The 14424-nt window shown below is 70.8% G+C and carries 14 protein-coding genes; 7 read left to right on the forward strand and 7 right to left on the reverse strand.

All coding sequences use genetic code 11. The features are described 5' to 3' along the window. Positions 1–252: 252 nt before the first annotated feature. The 6 genes from ACMA1D_RS28235 (at position 253) to ACMA1D_RS28260 (ending at position 6819) form a co-directional block, all read left to right on the forward strand. On the forward strand, positions 253–1053 hold the full coding sequence (locus tag ACMA1D_RS28235) for an ABC transporter permease (protein ID WP_414726816.1): 801 nt from the start codon (positions 253–255) through the stop codon (positions 1051–1053). 46 nt (positions 1054–1099) lie between these two features. Beyond that, the gene (locus ACMA1D_RS28240; RefSeq protein WP_414726829.1) at positions 1100–1864 is read left to right on the forward strand and encodes an ABC transporter permease; all 765 of its coding nucleotides are present in this window, start codon (positions 1100–1102) and stop codon (positions 1862–1864) included. A 267-nt stretch (positions 1865–2131) separates the two neighbouring features. Beyond that, positions 2132–3106 carry an ABC transporter ATP-binding protein gene (locus ACMA1D_RS28245; protein ID WP_414726817.1) on the forward strand — a complete coding sequence of 325 codons (975 nt, stop codon included), beginning with the start codon at positions 2132–2134 and terminating at the stop codon, positions 3104–3106. A gap of 609 nt (positions 3107–3715) precedes the next feature. Continuing rightward, positions 3716–4381 carry a class I SAM-dependent methyltransferase gene (locus ACMA1D_RS28250; RefSeq protein ID WP_414726818.1) on the forward strand — a complete coding sequence of 222 codons (666 nt, stop codon included), beginning with the start codon at positions 3716–3718 and terminating at the stop codon, positions 4379–4381. An 84-nt stretch (positions 4382–4465) separates the two neighbouring features. Beyond that, positions 4466–5824 carry a glycosyltransferase family 4 protein gene (locus ACMA1D_RS28255; RefSeq protein WP_414726819.1) on the forward strand — a complete coding sequence of 453 codons (1359 nt, stop codon included), beginning with the start codon at positions 4466–4468 and terminating at the stop codon, positions 5822–5824. 143 nt (positions 5825–5967) lie between these two features. Further along, positions 5968–6819, forward strand: coding sequence for a DUF1707 SHOCT-like domain-containing protein (locus tag ACMA1D_RS28260; protein ID WP_414726820.1), 852 nt, complete (start codon positions 5968–5970; stop codon positions 6817–6819). Between the two features lie 61 nt (positions 6820–6880). On the opposite strand, the gene ACMA1D_RS28265 is transcribed toward ACMA1D_RS28260, so the two are convergent. The 5 genes from ACMA1D_RS28265 to ACMA1D_RS28285 all read right to left on the reverse strand — a co-directional run bounded on the left by ACMA1D_RS28265 (position 6881) and on the right by ACMA1D_RS28285 (position 9439). Then, positions 6881–7192 (reverse strand): hypothetical protein, encoded by a 312-nt coding sequence (locus ACMA1D_RS28265; protein ID WP_414726821.1) that lies wholly within the window; start codon positions 7190–7192, stop codon positions 6881–6883. 244 nt (positions 7193–7436) lie between these two features. After that, entirely contained in the window at positions 7437–7661 is a 225-nt protein-coding gene (locus ACMA1D_RS28270; RefSeq protein ID WP_414726822.1) for a DUF397 domain-containing protein, read from the reverse strand. 137 nt (positions 7662–7798) lie between these two features. Beyond that, positions 7799–8650 (reverse strand): helix-turn-helix domain-containing protein, encoded by an 852-nt coding sequence (locus tag ACMA1D_RS28275; RefSeq protein WP_414726823.1) that lies wholly within the window; start codon positions 8648–8650, stop codon positions 7799–7801. A gap of 32 nt (positions 8651–8682) precedes the next feature. Then, the gene (locus tag ACMA1D_RS28280; RefSeq protein WP_414726824.1) at positions 8683–9216 is read right to left on the reverse strand and encodes a DUF6879 family protein; all 534 of its coding nucleotides are present in this window, start codon (positions 9214–9216) and stop codon (positions 8683–8685) included. Next, on the reverse strand, positions 9182–9439 hold the full coding sequence (locus tag ACMA1D_RS28285; protein ID WP_414726825.1) for a hypothetical protein: 258 nt from the start codon (positions 9437–9439) through the stop codon (positions 9182–9184). Before ACMA1D_RS28285 ends, ACMA1D_RS28280 begins: the two co-directional genes overlap by 35 nt. A gap of 209 nt (positions 9440–9648) precedes the next feature. Here ACMA1D_RS28285 and ACMA1D_RS28290 point away from each other — a divergent pair, with 209 nt between their 5' ends. Next, entirely contained in the window at positions 9649–12105 is a 2457-nt protein-coding gene (locus ACMA1D_RS28290) for a 5'-nucleotidase C-terminal domain-containing protein (protein ID WP_414726826.1), read from the forward strand. Positions 12106–12240: 135 nt separating this feature from the next. Here the strand turns inward: ACMA1D_RS28290 and ACMA1D_RS28295 are convergent, their stop codons facing one another. Beyond that, complete coding sequence (locus ACMA1D_RS28295) at positions 12241–13227, reverse strand: glycoside hydrolase family 6 protein (RefSeq protein WP_414726830.1); 987 nt, start codon at positions 13225–13227, stop codon at positions 12241–12243. A 420-nt stretch (positions 13228–13647) separates the two neighbouring features. Then, entirely contained in the window at positions 13648–14379 is a 732-nt protein-coding gene (locus ACMA1D_RS28300) for a class F sortase (protein WP_414726831.1), read from the reverse strand. Positions 14380–14424: the final 45 nt, after the last annotated feature.

A 14424-nucleotide genomic window follows, 5' to 3' on the forward strand; every position in this document is an offset into this window, starting at 1 on the left:
CACGGTTCTGCCGTGGGGGATATGCCACGGCGTAAATCCTGTCAAGTAGGGCGATTCGCGTCGTACGCCCCACGTGCCACTGTCGCATCATGCGATCCGCGCGGCGGAGGCGGCGCGCATCCGTGACAGCTCTGTGATCGGCCGACTGGCCTGGGCGACTCACCCCACAGGGTGAATAATGCCTGGCTCGCCTGCTCTATGTCGCTCTAGGCTCGTGGACTTTGGTGCCGACAGCCGGGGGAGGGGCGGAAAGTGCGGCTGTACTTGGCCGTGGTGGTGAGCGGATTTCGGCGTTATGCCACCTATCGTGCGGCCACCGTCGCCGGAGTGTTCACCAACTGCGTCTTCGGATTCATCGTCGCCTACACCTATATGGCCCTCTGGGAGCAGCGCCCGCAGCTCGGCGGGTACGACCTGGCGCAGGCCCTGACCTACGTCTGGGTGGCCCAGGGCGTGCTGGCCGCGTCCGCGCTGATCGGCGGCGGGTTCCACGAGGAGTTGCAGGAACGCATCCGCAGCGGGGACGTCGCCGTCGACCTGTACCGGCCGGTCGACCTCCAACTGTGGTGGCTCGCAGCCGACGTCGGCCGGGCCACCTTCCAACTCCTGGGCCGCGGCGTGCTGCCCATCCTGGCCGGCGCGCTCGCCTTCGACCTCGCGCTGCCCACCTCGCCGCTGACCTGGCTGTGCTTCCTGCTGGCGCTGGGGCTCGGGGTGCTGGTGAGCTTCGCGGTGCGCTATTTGCTGGCGCTCAGCGCGTTCTGGCTGCTCGACGGGTCCGGGATCAACATGATCGGGCTCGTCCTGTCGCTGTTCTTCTCGGGCATGATCCTGCCGCTCAACGTCTTCCCCGGGGCGCTCGGCGACGTCGCCGAGGCCCTGCCGTGGGCGGCGATCCTCCAGGTGCCGGTCGACGCGCTGCTCGGCAGGCACCAGGGCACCGGCCTCCTCGCCGCCTTCGCCTTCCAACTCGGCTGGGCGCTCGCGCTGCTGGCCGTCGGGCGCGCGGTGCAGTCGGTGGCGACGCGGAAGGTGGTGGTCCAAGGTGGTTGAGTCACGGGCCTACCAGGGCGTCCGGGCGTACTTCCTGATCGTGGGCATGTGGGTGCGCTCGACGATGGCGTACCGCACCTCCTTCCTCATCATGACGCTCGGCAACATCGCCGTCACCGCACTGGACTTCGTGGTCATCGGCCTGATGTTCACGCACGTCGACGCGCTCGGCGGGTTCGACCTGGCCGAAATGGCCTTCCTGTACGGCACCAGCAGCGTCGCCTTCGGCCTCACCGACCTGTTCTTCGGCAGCACCGAACGCATCGGTCGGCGGGTGCGCGACGGCACGATGGACACCCTGCTGGTGCGGCCGGTGCCGGTGCTGGCGCAGGTGGCCGCCGACCGGTTCGCGCTGCGCCGGATCGGGCGGGTGCTCCAGGGGCTGGCCCTGCTCGGCTGGGCGCTGACCGAGGTGGAGGTGGACTGGACCTGGGACCGGGTGGTGTTGCTGCCGTTGATGCTGGTCAGCGGGGCGGCCATCTTCACGTCGGTGTTCGTGGCCGGCGCCGCCTTCCAGTTCTGGGCCAGCGACGCGGCCGAGGTGCAGAACTCGTTCACGTACGGCGGTACGACGCTGCTCCAGTACCCGCCCACGATCTTCACCACCGACCTGGTGCGGGCGGTGACCTTCGTCCTGCCGCTGGCCTTCGTCAACTGGTTCCCGGCGCTGTACGTGCTCGGCCGTGAGCAGCCGATCGGCCTGCCGGACTGGATCGGCTTCGGCGCCCCGCTGGTCGCCGCCGCCTGCTGCGCGCTCGCCGGGCTGGCCTGGCGGGCGGGGCTGCGCAGCTACCGCAGTACGGGGAGCTGACCTGGCGCCCCATCGGGCCGCGGCCCCCGCGGGGGCCGATCGGGCCGGCCCGCGATGACGCGCGTGCGGGCCCGCCCGCGCGGACGCCCCGCACCCCGACACGAGGCCCGGGAGGGAATGCGTGGCGGGAACGCGTGGCGGGAACGCGCGACGGAACGCGTGGCGGGAACGCGTGAACGTGTGGCGGGAACACGCGGCGAGCCACCGAAGAAGACGGCGAAGAAGACACCGAAGAAGAGACGCAGAGCAAGAGAGGGGCAGAGGACGATGACGGCGGACGATGCCGCGTTCATCGACGTCGACGGGGTGGAGAAGGTGTTCACCGTGCGGCGCAAGACGGGCTTCATGCGGCGCGAGCGGCGCGAGGTGCGGGCCGTGGACGGGATCAGCTTCCGGGTGCCGCGCGGCGAGATGGTCGGCTACATCGGGCCGAACGGCGCCGGCAAGTCCACCACCATCAAGATGCTGACCGGCATCCTGGTGCCCAGCGGCGGGCGGCTGCGGGTGGCGGGCATCGACCCGTCCCGGGACCGCTCCCGGCTGGCCCGCCGGATGGGCGTGGTCTTCGGGCAGCGCACCACGCTCTGGTGGGACCTGCCGCTGCGCGACTCGTACGCGCTGGTGCGGCGGATGTACCGGATCCCCGACGACCGGTACCGCGCCAACCTGGAGCGGTGCGTGGAACTGCTCGACCTCGGCGCCCTGTTGGAGGTGCCGGTGCGGCAGCTCTCGCTGGGCCAGCGGATGCGCGGCGACATCGCGGCGGCCCTGCTGCACGACCCGGACGTGCTCTACCTGGACGAACCCACCATCGGCCTCGACGTGATCAGCAAGGTGAAGGTGCGGGACTTCCTGCGCGAGGTCAACGCCGAGCAGGGCACCACCGTGCTGCTGACCACGCACGACCTGACCGACATCGAGCAGTTGTGCCGGCGGGTGATGGTGATCGACCACGGGCGGGTGATGTACGACGGCGGGCTTGAGGGGCTGCACGCGGTGGGGGAGAGCGAGCGCACCCTCGTGGTCGACCTGGAGCGGGAGGCACCGCCCATCGACGGGGTGCCCGGCGCGCGCACGGTGCGGGTCGAAGGGGCCAGGCAGTGGCTGGCGTTCCCGGCCACCGCGAGCGCCGCGCCGATCGTGGCGGCGGTGGCCGCCGCGTACCCGCTGGTGGACCTGTCGGTGCGGGAACCGGACATCGAGGACGTCATCGCCAAGATGTACGCGGAGCGGGCGCAGTAGCGGGCGGGTTCGGGCCCGACGCCACGGCCGGCCCACCCGTCGCCCGCGGCGGGCCCCGTCACCCACATCACCCCCACCGGCCTCACCCGTCCCCTCCCCGGCGGCCACCAGATGTGGTGCGGTCGGCCGGCAGGTGTGGTCAGGGTGAGCGGCAGCGGACGGCCGGGCGCGACTGGTCTGGACCTCAGTCGGTACGACTCGGGCACGTTCGGCGCCGAAACGGGCAGCGCGGCGCGTCCGGCCTGCCCGCTGCGGGCCGCTCGCCTGCACGGACGGTGGTGGCCCGACCACAATTGCGGGCCGCCGACGGGCGGAAACGGGCCCGCTCGGGCGCCTGCGGAACGGCTTCCGGCAATTGCCGAGTAGACATGTACCGGTCCTGTGCAAGAATTATTGCCGCGCATCAGTGAGCGGACGTCTACGACGATTCACAGACCCCCTGGGCTCAACGGTGAACCAGGGGATCGGCAATACTTCCCGGCCGGTTGCACCGTCTCCCCGGCTCTCAGGTGAAGGGTTGTTATGAGCGACATGCGCCGCAAGCCTTCCGATACCGGCGTTCGGCACTCCCGTGTCATTCCACCCGGCCATGACCCGGCGGATCGCACCATGCAGGGAATTTTCGGCGAACTCTACGAAAGTGAATCCTGGAGACTCTTTCCCGGGGGTGACGGAAAGGGTGAGAACCCGTCACGTTCGGGCAGCGGATCGGACCTCGTACAGACCGAGGCGCTCCGTCGTGAACTGCCGGCGCTGCTGACCAGGATCGGCGCCCGCAGCATTCTGGACATCCCGTGCGGTGATTTCTACTGGATGTCCAGGGTGGACCTCGGAGTGGACTCCTACCTCGGTGCCGACGTCGTCCCCGAGGTCATCGAGCGGAACCGGCAGAACTTTGCCGATCAGGGCCGTACCTTCCACGTCCTCGACATCACCCGCAGCAGGCTCCCGCAGGTCGACGTGGTCTTCTCGCGCGACTGCCTGGTGCACTTCTGCAACGCGGACGTGCAAGCCGCCATCGACAACGTCAAGCGCAGCGGCTCGGGCTACCTCGCCACCACCACCTTCACCGGCCGGACCAGCAACGCAGCCGATGTCGAGACCGGTGGCTGGCGCTCCCTGAACCTCTGCCGCGCGCCGTTCTCGCTGCCCGCCCCCGCCTACGTCATCGACGAGAACTGCACCGAGAGCTATGTGTCCGACGAAGCGGGCGCCGCCGTCGAGCACCGATTCGCCGACAAGTCGATCGGCATCTGGCGGATCGCCGACCTGTAGCGCAGGTGCACTCCGTCTCGACACGTCACGACGTCAAACCACTAAGACCCGGAGTTCGTGAAAGTGGCTTCAAGTGATTCGCGTATGGCCGGCATACTCGTCGTCAACGAGAGATATTTCCCGGACAGTGAAACAGAAGCGGCGCAGGTGGGCGCCACTTCCTTCACCCGATCCGTACTGCGTTGTCTGCAAAAAGCAGGACTCGCCGCCGGCGTCATCCTCTACAAGCGGGACGAGTCCTGCGAGGAACCGCAACTCGAATTCGTCCAGCGGTCCGGCGTGGGCTGCGCCTTGCTCCGCTTCAATTTCGAGATGAGCACGGACGCGGTGAGCCAGGCCATCGCCACGGCCGCGGCCCAGCTCTGTGCCGACCACGGTTTCCGCGGCCAGGCAGGACAGGCCATGCTCTATTACCAGACGGACGCCCTGCTCGGCTTCCACCCGCAAGAGCTGGCCTGCTGCGTGACCCATCACGGGCCTTTCGTACACGACTTCGTCGAAATGTTCTCGGCCCGGGACACGGCGCGGGCGTTCGGCGATGCGGACAAGGCGCTGCACCTCTTCAAGCACCAGGAACTCGGCCTGAACCGGGTGCGGGCGAACGGGCGCATGTTTGTGCTCCAGCACTCTTGGCTCCAGCGCGAGTACCTGCTCGGCCGGGGTGTCGATGAGCAACGCATACGGGCGGTCCGGCCGCCGATAACGGCACCCGAGGTGCCCGAACCGCTGCACGACCAGCGGCTTGCGGCCTTCGTCGACGGCGCCGAACTCCTCGTCTTCACGGCCGTCGCCAGGCTCGACTACTTCAAGAACGTCGAGCTCCTCGTCAGCGGCGCCGTCCAGGCCCGCAAGCGGGGCGTGCCGCTGCGCATCCTGGTCGTCGGCGACCGCCCCGACGACCACGGCGCGCGCGAGGTGCTGCGCGCCCGCGTCCCCGACGAGCACCGTTCGGAGTTCCTCGCCGTCGGCAAGCTGCCGGGCCCGCAACTGCACGCCCTGTTCCAGCAGGCGCGGCCGAACGGCGTCTTCGTCTGCCCCTCGCGCTACGAGACGCTGGGCATCACCCCGCTGGAGGCGGCGCTGTCGGGCGTGTGCACGTTGATGGTCGACTCGCCGGCGGTCGAGGCGCGCCGGTTCTTCCCCGCCGCGCACCGGTTCCTGCCCAGTGCGGACGGGCTGGCCGAGGCGCTCGGGCAGGTGTACGCGGACCCCGCCGGCGTCGAACAGCTCGGCAAGGAACTCCGCGAGACCATCGCCGCCGAGGTCTCCGAGGAGAACTTCGAACGCGACACGCTCAGCGCCTGGCAGGACTTCTCCCGGGCCGCGCAGAGCCGCACCCCGCGGGTCGCCGTGCGCCAGCCCGCGCGGCCCCCTGCGCGGCTCCCCGCGCAGGGCACCCGCCCCACCGACCAGGGCTCGACCCCCACCCCGGCCCGCACCTGACCCCCACCCGACCCCATTCCACCCCACTTCCCAGCATCTGACGCCCCACCAAATCGACGCAGGCCCCGGCCGCCCGGCGGCCCGCTGGCCAGCCGCCCGCAGTGGCCGAACGGGCCGCCGGGGGCCCGCGTAGGCTGTTCGATATGAGCGGTGATTTCCCCGAGATGCGGGCCTCGGACGCCGAGCGCGAACGGGTGGCCGAGGCGTTGCGCGAGGCGGTCGCCGAGGGGCGGCTGACGATGGAGGAGTTCGACGAGCGGCTGGAGGCGGCGTACACGGCCCGTACGCACGCCGACCTTGAGCCGCTGGTGCGTGACCTGCCGGTGCCCGCGGCGCTGGCCCACCACGCCGCCCGCCCGGCCGCAGCCGGCGAGGGCGCCGATCCGACCTGGCCGGAGCGGATCGGCGCCCCCGCCACGTCGCGCTGGGGCGTCGGCGTACTCGGCGGCTTCCAGCGCGCCGGCCGCTGGGTCATGCCGCGTGCCTTCACCTCGGTCGTCGTCATGGGCGGCGGCGAGATCGACCTGCGCGAGGCGCGGTTCGAGGACCGGGACGTGGTCGTACGGTGCTTCGCGCTGATGGGCGGCGTCTCCGTGCTCGTACCGCCCGACATCGAAGTCAACGTGACCGGCATCGGCATCATGGGCGGCTTCGACCAGAAGGCAACCGGCGACGGCGCGCCGGGCGCACCGCGGGTGACCGTCACGGGCCTGGCGATCTGGGGCGGCGTGGGCGTGGAACGCAAGCGCCGCAAGGTGGACATCCAACGCGAGAAGGAGGCCCGCCGCGAGGCGAAGGCGGAGCGCAAGCGCCTCCGCAAGGAGCGCGAGGCGGGCCACCTGGAGCCCGGCTCCCCGGCGGCTGGCCTCCCGGGGGCTGACCATCCGGCGTCTGGCCTTCCGGCGTCTGGCCATCCGGCCCTGGACCGCGGCGACTTGGACCGTACGGAGCGGGAGCGGCGCGTCGAGCGCGAGCGGGGCGAGGGGGTGGAGTAGGTGGAGTAGTACGGGTGGGCCGCCGGCGGGTGGGTGCGCGGTCGGGGGCCAAGTCGGCGGTCTACCGCAGGGGGCAGGGGAGTTCTGGTTTGGTGCGGTTGGGGGTGCAGGTCACGAGGGCCACTGACAGGAACAGGGCGCCGCGTAGGTAGAAGCCGAGAGAGACGTCGCTCCCTCGTGTGAGTTGTTCGGTGGTGGACGTGTTGAGGGCGGCTAGCCATCTGGTGTGGCTGTCATGTGGTGAGGCGAACCGGGGTGCATGCGCGGTGAGTTGCTGCCCGAGCCAGTTGGCTGCCTCCTGGGGGTGGGGGCAGGTGCTGCGGATCAGCCTGGGTGGCTTGAGTAGCCACAGGGCTGTCTCAATCGGGGGCACGTCTGTGGTCTTCCATTCGGTCACGGCTTCTCGGTAGCGCTGTTGTACCTCGTCGGGGCTGGTGGTGGTCGGGGGCAAGGTGGGGGGTGGGCGGCGGACGCTTTCCTTGTCGAACGTCGCCTTTTCGCCGGTCCAGAGGTACCCGTGGACGTGCATCTGATGTTTCCGTCCGGAGGAAGGGGAAGGCGGCCCCGTCCTTCGTGGAGAGGGCCGCCGGTGCCTGCGTTGTTGGTGGGGGTGGGGGTCAGGCCGCGAGGTTGAACCGTGTCGGGTCGATACCGGCCGCGTGCAACTCCGCCGTGGTGAACCTCAAGGGTTCGGCGTCAGGCCGCTTGCTGTCACCCATGGCCCAGGCGCCGTCGCCGATGCGGGCGAGCGTCACGCAGGATTCGCCGTCGGGGTGGGTGTTGCCGCCACACGCCTTGGCGAACTGGGCACCGTCGAGAGTGAGGTCGTACAGGTCGGACATGGTGGGCCTTCCTGATGGGTTGGTTCGGACACCGAGGCAGCGGCTTGCTGTGCGGCTGCCTCGGTGTCCGTGGTCATGGGGAGACGGTAGGGAGAGGCCGATGCCCGGTGCGAGAAAGTTGCGGCGAGTTGCAGATCTCAGCCGAGGGCTTGGATCGCGGAAGCGATCAGCGACCGGGCCTGCCGGCCGTACACGGCTTGTCTTTGCAGCTCAGCGAAGGTCTTGAGGTAGTCACGGACCTCGCTCGGTGCGGTCACGGTGACCTTGGCAGTGAGCAACTCGACGGTCACCTGTTCGTCGTCGTAGACGTTGAACGTCTCCACGGGCCAAATGGGACGCTGCCCCTTGACCGGGATGACACCCAAGCTCACTGAGGGCAGAGACATCGCGGACGACAGGTGCCTGAGCTGTTGGGCCATGGTGTTGGCGTCGCCCATCTGGTGTCGAAGGACGTCTTCTTCGATGAGCATGACGAATCGGTGATCGCCCTCACGGAGTACCCGGGCCCGCGCTAGCCGGGCCGCTACCGCCTGGGGGATGTCGTCCGGGAGGTCTCTGAGCCAGACGACCGACTGAAGGACCGCTGTCGCGTACCCCTCGGTTTGAAGGAACCCGGGGACGACATCGGAACTGTACGTACGGAACAGCCTGGTGCGCTCGTGCAGGGCCACGCGGCCCTCTTGGATGTGCCGAAGCGACTTGCTTCTGTGGAGCCGTCTCCACTGCACGTACATGGTCTCGACAGCACGGTTGGCAGCGATGAGGTCGGCGGCTTGGTCCGGTACGCCGCAGGCGGCACACCACGCGCTGATATCGGCGTCCGAGGGCGTCGTCCTGGCGTTCTCTATCCGCGATGACTTCGCCTTGTGCCAGCCACAGCGAGCAGCCAGATCACCCCCGGTGAGCCCCGCGTCCCGCCTTATCTCCTTGAGCCGGCCGGCCAAGGCTTCGCGAGCGGCTTGAGCGTTGGACGAAGGAATAACAGACATGATCTGGCTGCCCGGTAATGCCGTGGGTTGGGTTAGACCTCGTACTCCTGGTGGGGGACGCCCCGCTCCCACACTGCTTCGAAGGCATGCCGACACAGCCGGATGACCTCGGGGTCTTCTACATGCTCGACACCTGCGTCGTCCCCGTCACCACTGAAGTGGTTGAAGCGCACGAGGTGGTCATCGAAAACCCAGAAGTCGTTTCCGGGTAGTGCGATGCCGGACACCTGCCGCCGCGGGAGCCACTTGACCTCTTCGCCGGCAGCGATGTTCTTGAAGGTGCCGCTGTGCAAGAAGCGGGTGTACTCACTCACCGGCTCGGACACGACGCGAGCCCGGCGGACCGCGACGCCGCGTGCCGTGGTGCGGGCGATGAGGTCGAGCCACGGAGTCCACCAGGACTGACGGTCCTCAGGGCGGAGCCGCCGGCCGTCCTTCCAAGCCGCGAACCCGGACTTCTCGTAGTCCACCGCGTACGAGTCCCGCATCTCAAGGTGCGCCGCGCAGCGCGTCGCCGAGTCGAGTAGCTCCTCAAAGGTCACCAACTGCTGCTTGCTCTGCGGCATCGCATGCCTTCCTGATGATGTCGATCATCCGGTACGGCATCCGAATGACCGCCTCGTCGTCGGGGTGGTGGCTGTTCTTCCGGCACTCGGCCTGAGTCTCCTCGTCGGCCAGCCAACCTTGGAAGATGATGTCCGGCTCGCCCTTCATCTCGGTGTCCACCCAAGCTGCCGGGCACTTGTCCTCTTCGCTGTGGGGGTCGATCCCGATGAACAGTAGTGCCATGACTGCCTCCCGTGTCGAGACGGTTGCGCTCAGTTGCGTGTGACCATCAGTCCTTCGCTCGGTCCGGGTCAAGGGGCGCGCAGGGGCTGCCAGAAGCGCGCGACCGGCGCCCGCATCGAGTGTTCACGCACCGGTTCTGCCTGGTTCCGCTGGAGCCGCTTTCCTGCCCCGGACACACTCCGTTGACCAGGGAAGGCCGAGGCCACTCCATGTTTGCTCGACTGAGATCCCGCCGAAAACGACCGCTCGGCATCGCGGTGGCGCTCGGCGTCGCCGTGGCCCTCGCGGCTCCTGCCGCCGCCGTCGCGCCCGCCGCCGCGGATGAGGCCGCCGCCTCGGGCGGCGGCGACGCCGTCCCCGTACAGCTTCTTTCGATCACCGACCTGCACGGGTACTTCGCCGACAACAAGCAGTCCGTCCCCGGGGCCCACGCGGGGCAGCCTGGGCAGACGGTCGGCGGCGGCGCCTACCTCGCCGCGCACCTCAAGCGGTTGCGCGAAGAGGCCGGGCTGCCCGCGAAGAACTCGATCCTCTTCGCCAACGGCGACGACTACTCGGGCTGGCCGAACGAGGCCGCGCTGTTCTGGAACGAGTCGACGATCGAGTTCGAGAACTACCTCGGCGTCCAGTTCTCCACCATCGGCAACCACGAGCTGGACCGCGGCCTCAACTTCTTCCGGCACATGGAAGACGGCACCTGCCCGCCCAAGCTGCTCGGCGGCGACCTGTGCTTCACCGACTCGACGGGCAAGAAGTTCCGCGGCTCGGACGCCAAGCACTACTCCGCCAACGTCTTCGACGGCCGCGGCGCCCTCATCTCCAAGCCGTACCACGTCGAGCAGGTCGATGACGGGCGCGGTGGGACGATCCCCGTCGGGTTCATCCACACCACCACCGAGACCGCCATCGAGCAGGGGCTCTCCTACTACGCCCCGAACCAGTTGCGCGTGACGTCGGAGACCGCCGCGATCAACAAGTACGCGGCCCGGCTCCAGGCGCAGGGCGTCCGCTCGATCGTCGCCGTCATGCACGAGGGCTTCACCCAGCGCGGTGGCTACGACGAGTGCACCGACCCGTCCGGGCCGGTCGTCGACATGAACAAGGAGATCAGCCCGGCCGTCGACGCCATCGTCACCGGCCACTGGCACGCCACCACCAACTGCTCGCTCCCCGACCCGGCCGGCAACCCGCGCCCGATCGTGGAAGCCGCCAACCACGGCCGGCTGATCAGCGAGATCAACCTCCAGATCGACCGCGCGACCGGTGACGTACTGCGCGACCGCACGGTGGCCAGGAACGTCCCCAACACCAAGGACATCGCCCCCGACCCGGGCGCCCAGAAGATCGCCAAGTACTGGCAGGACAAGGTCCCGGCGCGCCGGGCCGAGACCATCGGGCAGATCACGGGCGACCTGACGCGGGCGACCAAGGACCCCGAGGGCGAATCCAGCATGGGCACCGTGCTGGCCGACTCCTTCCGCTGGGCCGGGCAGCGCGACGCCGAGCAGCGCGACGCCGGGCAGCGGCGGCCCGGCCACCGCGCCCCCGCCGCCATCGGCATCGCCTCCCCGAACCAGATGCTCCGCGACATCAGCCACGCCCCGGCCGGTGCCGACGACGCGCCCGGCGAGGTCAAGTTCAGCGACGTCTACCTGGGGATCTACAACGACCGCGGCGGTCTCGGCCCCGGCGTCTTCAGCAGCGAACTGACCGGCCGCGAGGTCCGCGACCTGCTCCAGTGCCAGTGGCGCCCCGACCTGTCCTGGTCCGACGGCAGCGTCGAAGCCGACCTGACCATCGACACCGGCGGCGCCCTCGGCCTCGTCTTCCGCCAGCAGGACGCGAAGAACTACTACATGTGGCAGATCAACGGCACGACCACCCCCGGCCGTGTCCTGCTCAGGCCGCACGCCTACGTCAACGGCGCGTGGAAGGTGCTGCCCGCGACCGACATCACGTCCGTCATCCCGGCCGGCGAGCTGGGCGACCGGCACCACGTGAAGGTCCGGGCCCAGGGCAGCACGATCACCACCTGGGTCGACGGCGTACGGGTCGACTCGCGCACCGACACGCAGTTCGCCCGCGGCGGGATCGGCGTGCGCACCAGCGGCGGCGAGAGCGGGCGGGTGGACAACCTCGCGGTCCGCGACCTCGCGGGGCGCACGCTGTACTCCAGCACCTTCTCCACCGCCCCCGACCCGGTGTTCGGGGCCACCGCGACCCTCAGCGACGACGGTCAGCTCCTGGCCCGCGACAACACCACGCAGTTCGCGACGGGCTCGTGCGAGGCGCGCTTCCCCCGGCTGCCGGAGACCTTCCAGCCGCTGGCGCTGTCCAGCAACGTCACGTACAAGTACCAGCCGAAGGCGCCGCGCGACAGCCGCATCCCGTACGGGCAGATCCGGGTGGACGGCAAGCCGCTCAAGCCGAACGCCACGTACCGCATCAACACCACGTCGGCCGAGTTCACCACCACCGGCACCCAGGAGGGCTTCACCCCGCTGGCCCACACCCGCAACCGGCACCGCACCGACTTCACCACGCCGGACGCGGTGACCGGCTACCTGAAGGCGACCGGGCCGCTCGCGCCGCCGGCGCCGGATCGGGTTCGGCCGCTGCACGGTTGGCCCTGGGGCGCGCCGGCGGCGGTCCGCACGCTGCCGTGACGTGACCCGGGGGGACGGCTCGCTCCGCGCGTTCCGTTCCGGTCGCGGATGACCGAGCGCCGGCCGGCCCTTCGGGGCTGGCCGGCGCGTCAGGGGTGTTTCGTACTCGCCAGGGGCGGTACCCGTGCGACGGGTTCAGTCCGCCGTCGCGTTGCGGGCCAGGTCCAGGGCGTAGTCGGGCCACCAGGCGCCGGCCTGCGGGCCGCCCTTGCAGGGGCCGTCGGACTCGCCGGGGGGCTTGATCCACAGGTAGGCGTCGACCCGTTCGTCGGCGGTGCGCGTGGTGGGGGGCTCGCCGAGGGCCCGCTCGCCGGGGTTGCACCACGCCTGAGGGTCGTCGCCGCCGCGCGCCGGACCGCGCCCGTTGCGGCTGGTGTCGATCACGAAGTGCTTGCCGCCGAGCAGGTCGGACAGCCGCTTCCCGTACGCCGTGTTCTCGCGCGTCGTCTGGTAGTTGGAGATGTTCAGTGCGAACCCGTCGGCCTCCTCGATGCCCGCGCGGCGCAGCGGGTCGGCCATTCGCTCGACGTCGGTGATCCAGTGCGGATTGCCGGCGTCCAGGTAGACCTTGGTGTGCGGCAGCGCGCGCAGTCGGTGGACGGCCGCGGCGAGCAGCGCGAACCGCTCCCGGTGGAACCGCTCGGGCGTGCAACCGTCCTCCACGTGCGGCAGCGCGTCCGGCTCCAGGACCACCGTCGCCCGGCGGTCCCCGATGCCGGCGGCGACCTGCTCCACCCAGTGCCGGTAGGCCCGACCGTCGCGCGCGCCGCCCTTGGAGTACTGGCCGCAGTCCCGGTGCGGAATGTTGTAGAGCACCAGCAGCCCTTCCCGGCCGGCGGCCTCCGCGGCCCCGGTGAACCGGCGGGCCCGCCCCTCCGGGTCGTCAGCACCGATCCACTCCGCGATCGGCTGCCGGGCGATCTGCGCCATGAGCTCGGCTTCGGTGCTGCGCCCCGCCGCCCGGTACGCGGCGAGTTGCCTGGCCGCGTTGGTCTGCGGATTGACCCAGTACGGGACGGTGGACACGGGCCGCTGCCCGACCGGCCCCATCGGCGCGCCCTCCGCCCGCCGCTCGTCCCCTCCGCCGCACCCGGCCAGCACCAGCACCGCCACCGCGGCGATTGCCCCGACCCAGGTGGCCGTACGGGCGAGGCGCTGGCGTCTCGGGGTGGTGCGGTACGGGCCGGGGCGCCGGCCGGGGCACGGATGGCGGTTTGAGCCGTGGTTCGGGCTGTTGTGGTGCGGGCCGTTGTGGTGGGGGCCGTTGTGGTGCTGGCCGGGGGTGGGCGGTCTGCGGCGGGCGGCTGTGGGGGCGGGGCGGGCTGCGGTGTCGGCCGGGGTGTCGGCCGTGCCATCGGCCGCGGCGTCCGCTGCGGGCTCGGCGTCGGGCGTGTCGTACGGGGCGGCGCCGCTCTCCCCACGGGGCACGTTCGGTCGATCCACAGCTTCCACACCGTCCCTGCGCGCACGTGTAGGTAGGCACCCTGTTGTACCGCGCGCGGGCCCCGCGAACCCGCGGCGACATGGCGGCTCGCCCGCCCCTCACCCCCGTACCGCGTCCCGTACCCCCGTCAGATAGGCGAAGACGACGACGTTGGCGGTGTACGTGCGCGTGGCGCGGTCGAAGGTGCCGCCGCAGGTGATGAGGCGGAGTTCGGCGCGGCCGGGGCGGGCCTGGCCGTAGACGCGGTGGGCGTCGAAGCGGGCGCGGGGGACGACGGCGACCTCCTCCACCGCGAACTCGGCCACCGTGCCGTCCGCCCGGGTGACCCGGACCGCGGCGCCGGGCCGCAGGGTGCCGAGGTCGTGGAAGACGGCCGGTCCCGACTCCGTGTCGACGTGCCCGACCAGGACGGCGACGCCAGCGGCGCCCGGCGGCGGGCCGGCCCGGTACCAGCCGACGTCGCCAGGCCGCCGGTACGGGGGCGGCTCGACCGCGCCCGCCGCGTCGAGGCCGCGGGCGACGACGGGCGCGTGGCGCACGCCCGCGCCGGCGATGTCCAGCACCCGGGGCGCGGCGCCGCGCGAGGTGGTGGGGCCGTGTGGAGTGGGGCGGTGCGAGGCGGTGGACCTGTGTGGCGTGGGCCCGTGTGGTGAGGGCAGGGCGTGGGCGTCGGGGCGGCCGACCGCGGCCACGTCGCCGGTGGTCGGTGTCGCGCCGGCGCCGGGGTCGTTGCCCTTGCCCCACAGCCAGAGCGCCACCAGCACCAACGCCCAGGCCAGACCGACCGTCAGCCGCCCCCGGCCGCCCGCGGCGGCGGGTGCCTCGGCCATCCGCCGGGCCCCGCGCCGCTCAGCCGGCGGAGCGGCCGGCCCGGC

The sequence above is a fragment of the Streptomyces sp. 796.1 genome (assembly GCF_047525675.1).
In the GTDB taxonomy this organism is placed as follows: Bacteria; Actinomycetota; Actinomycetes; order Streptomycetales; family Streptomycetaceae; genus Streptomyces.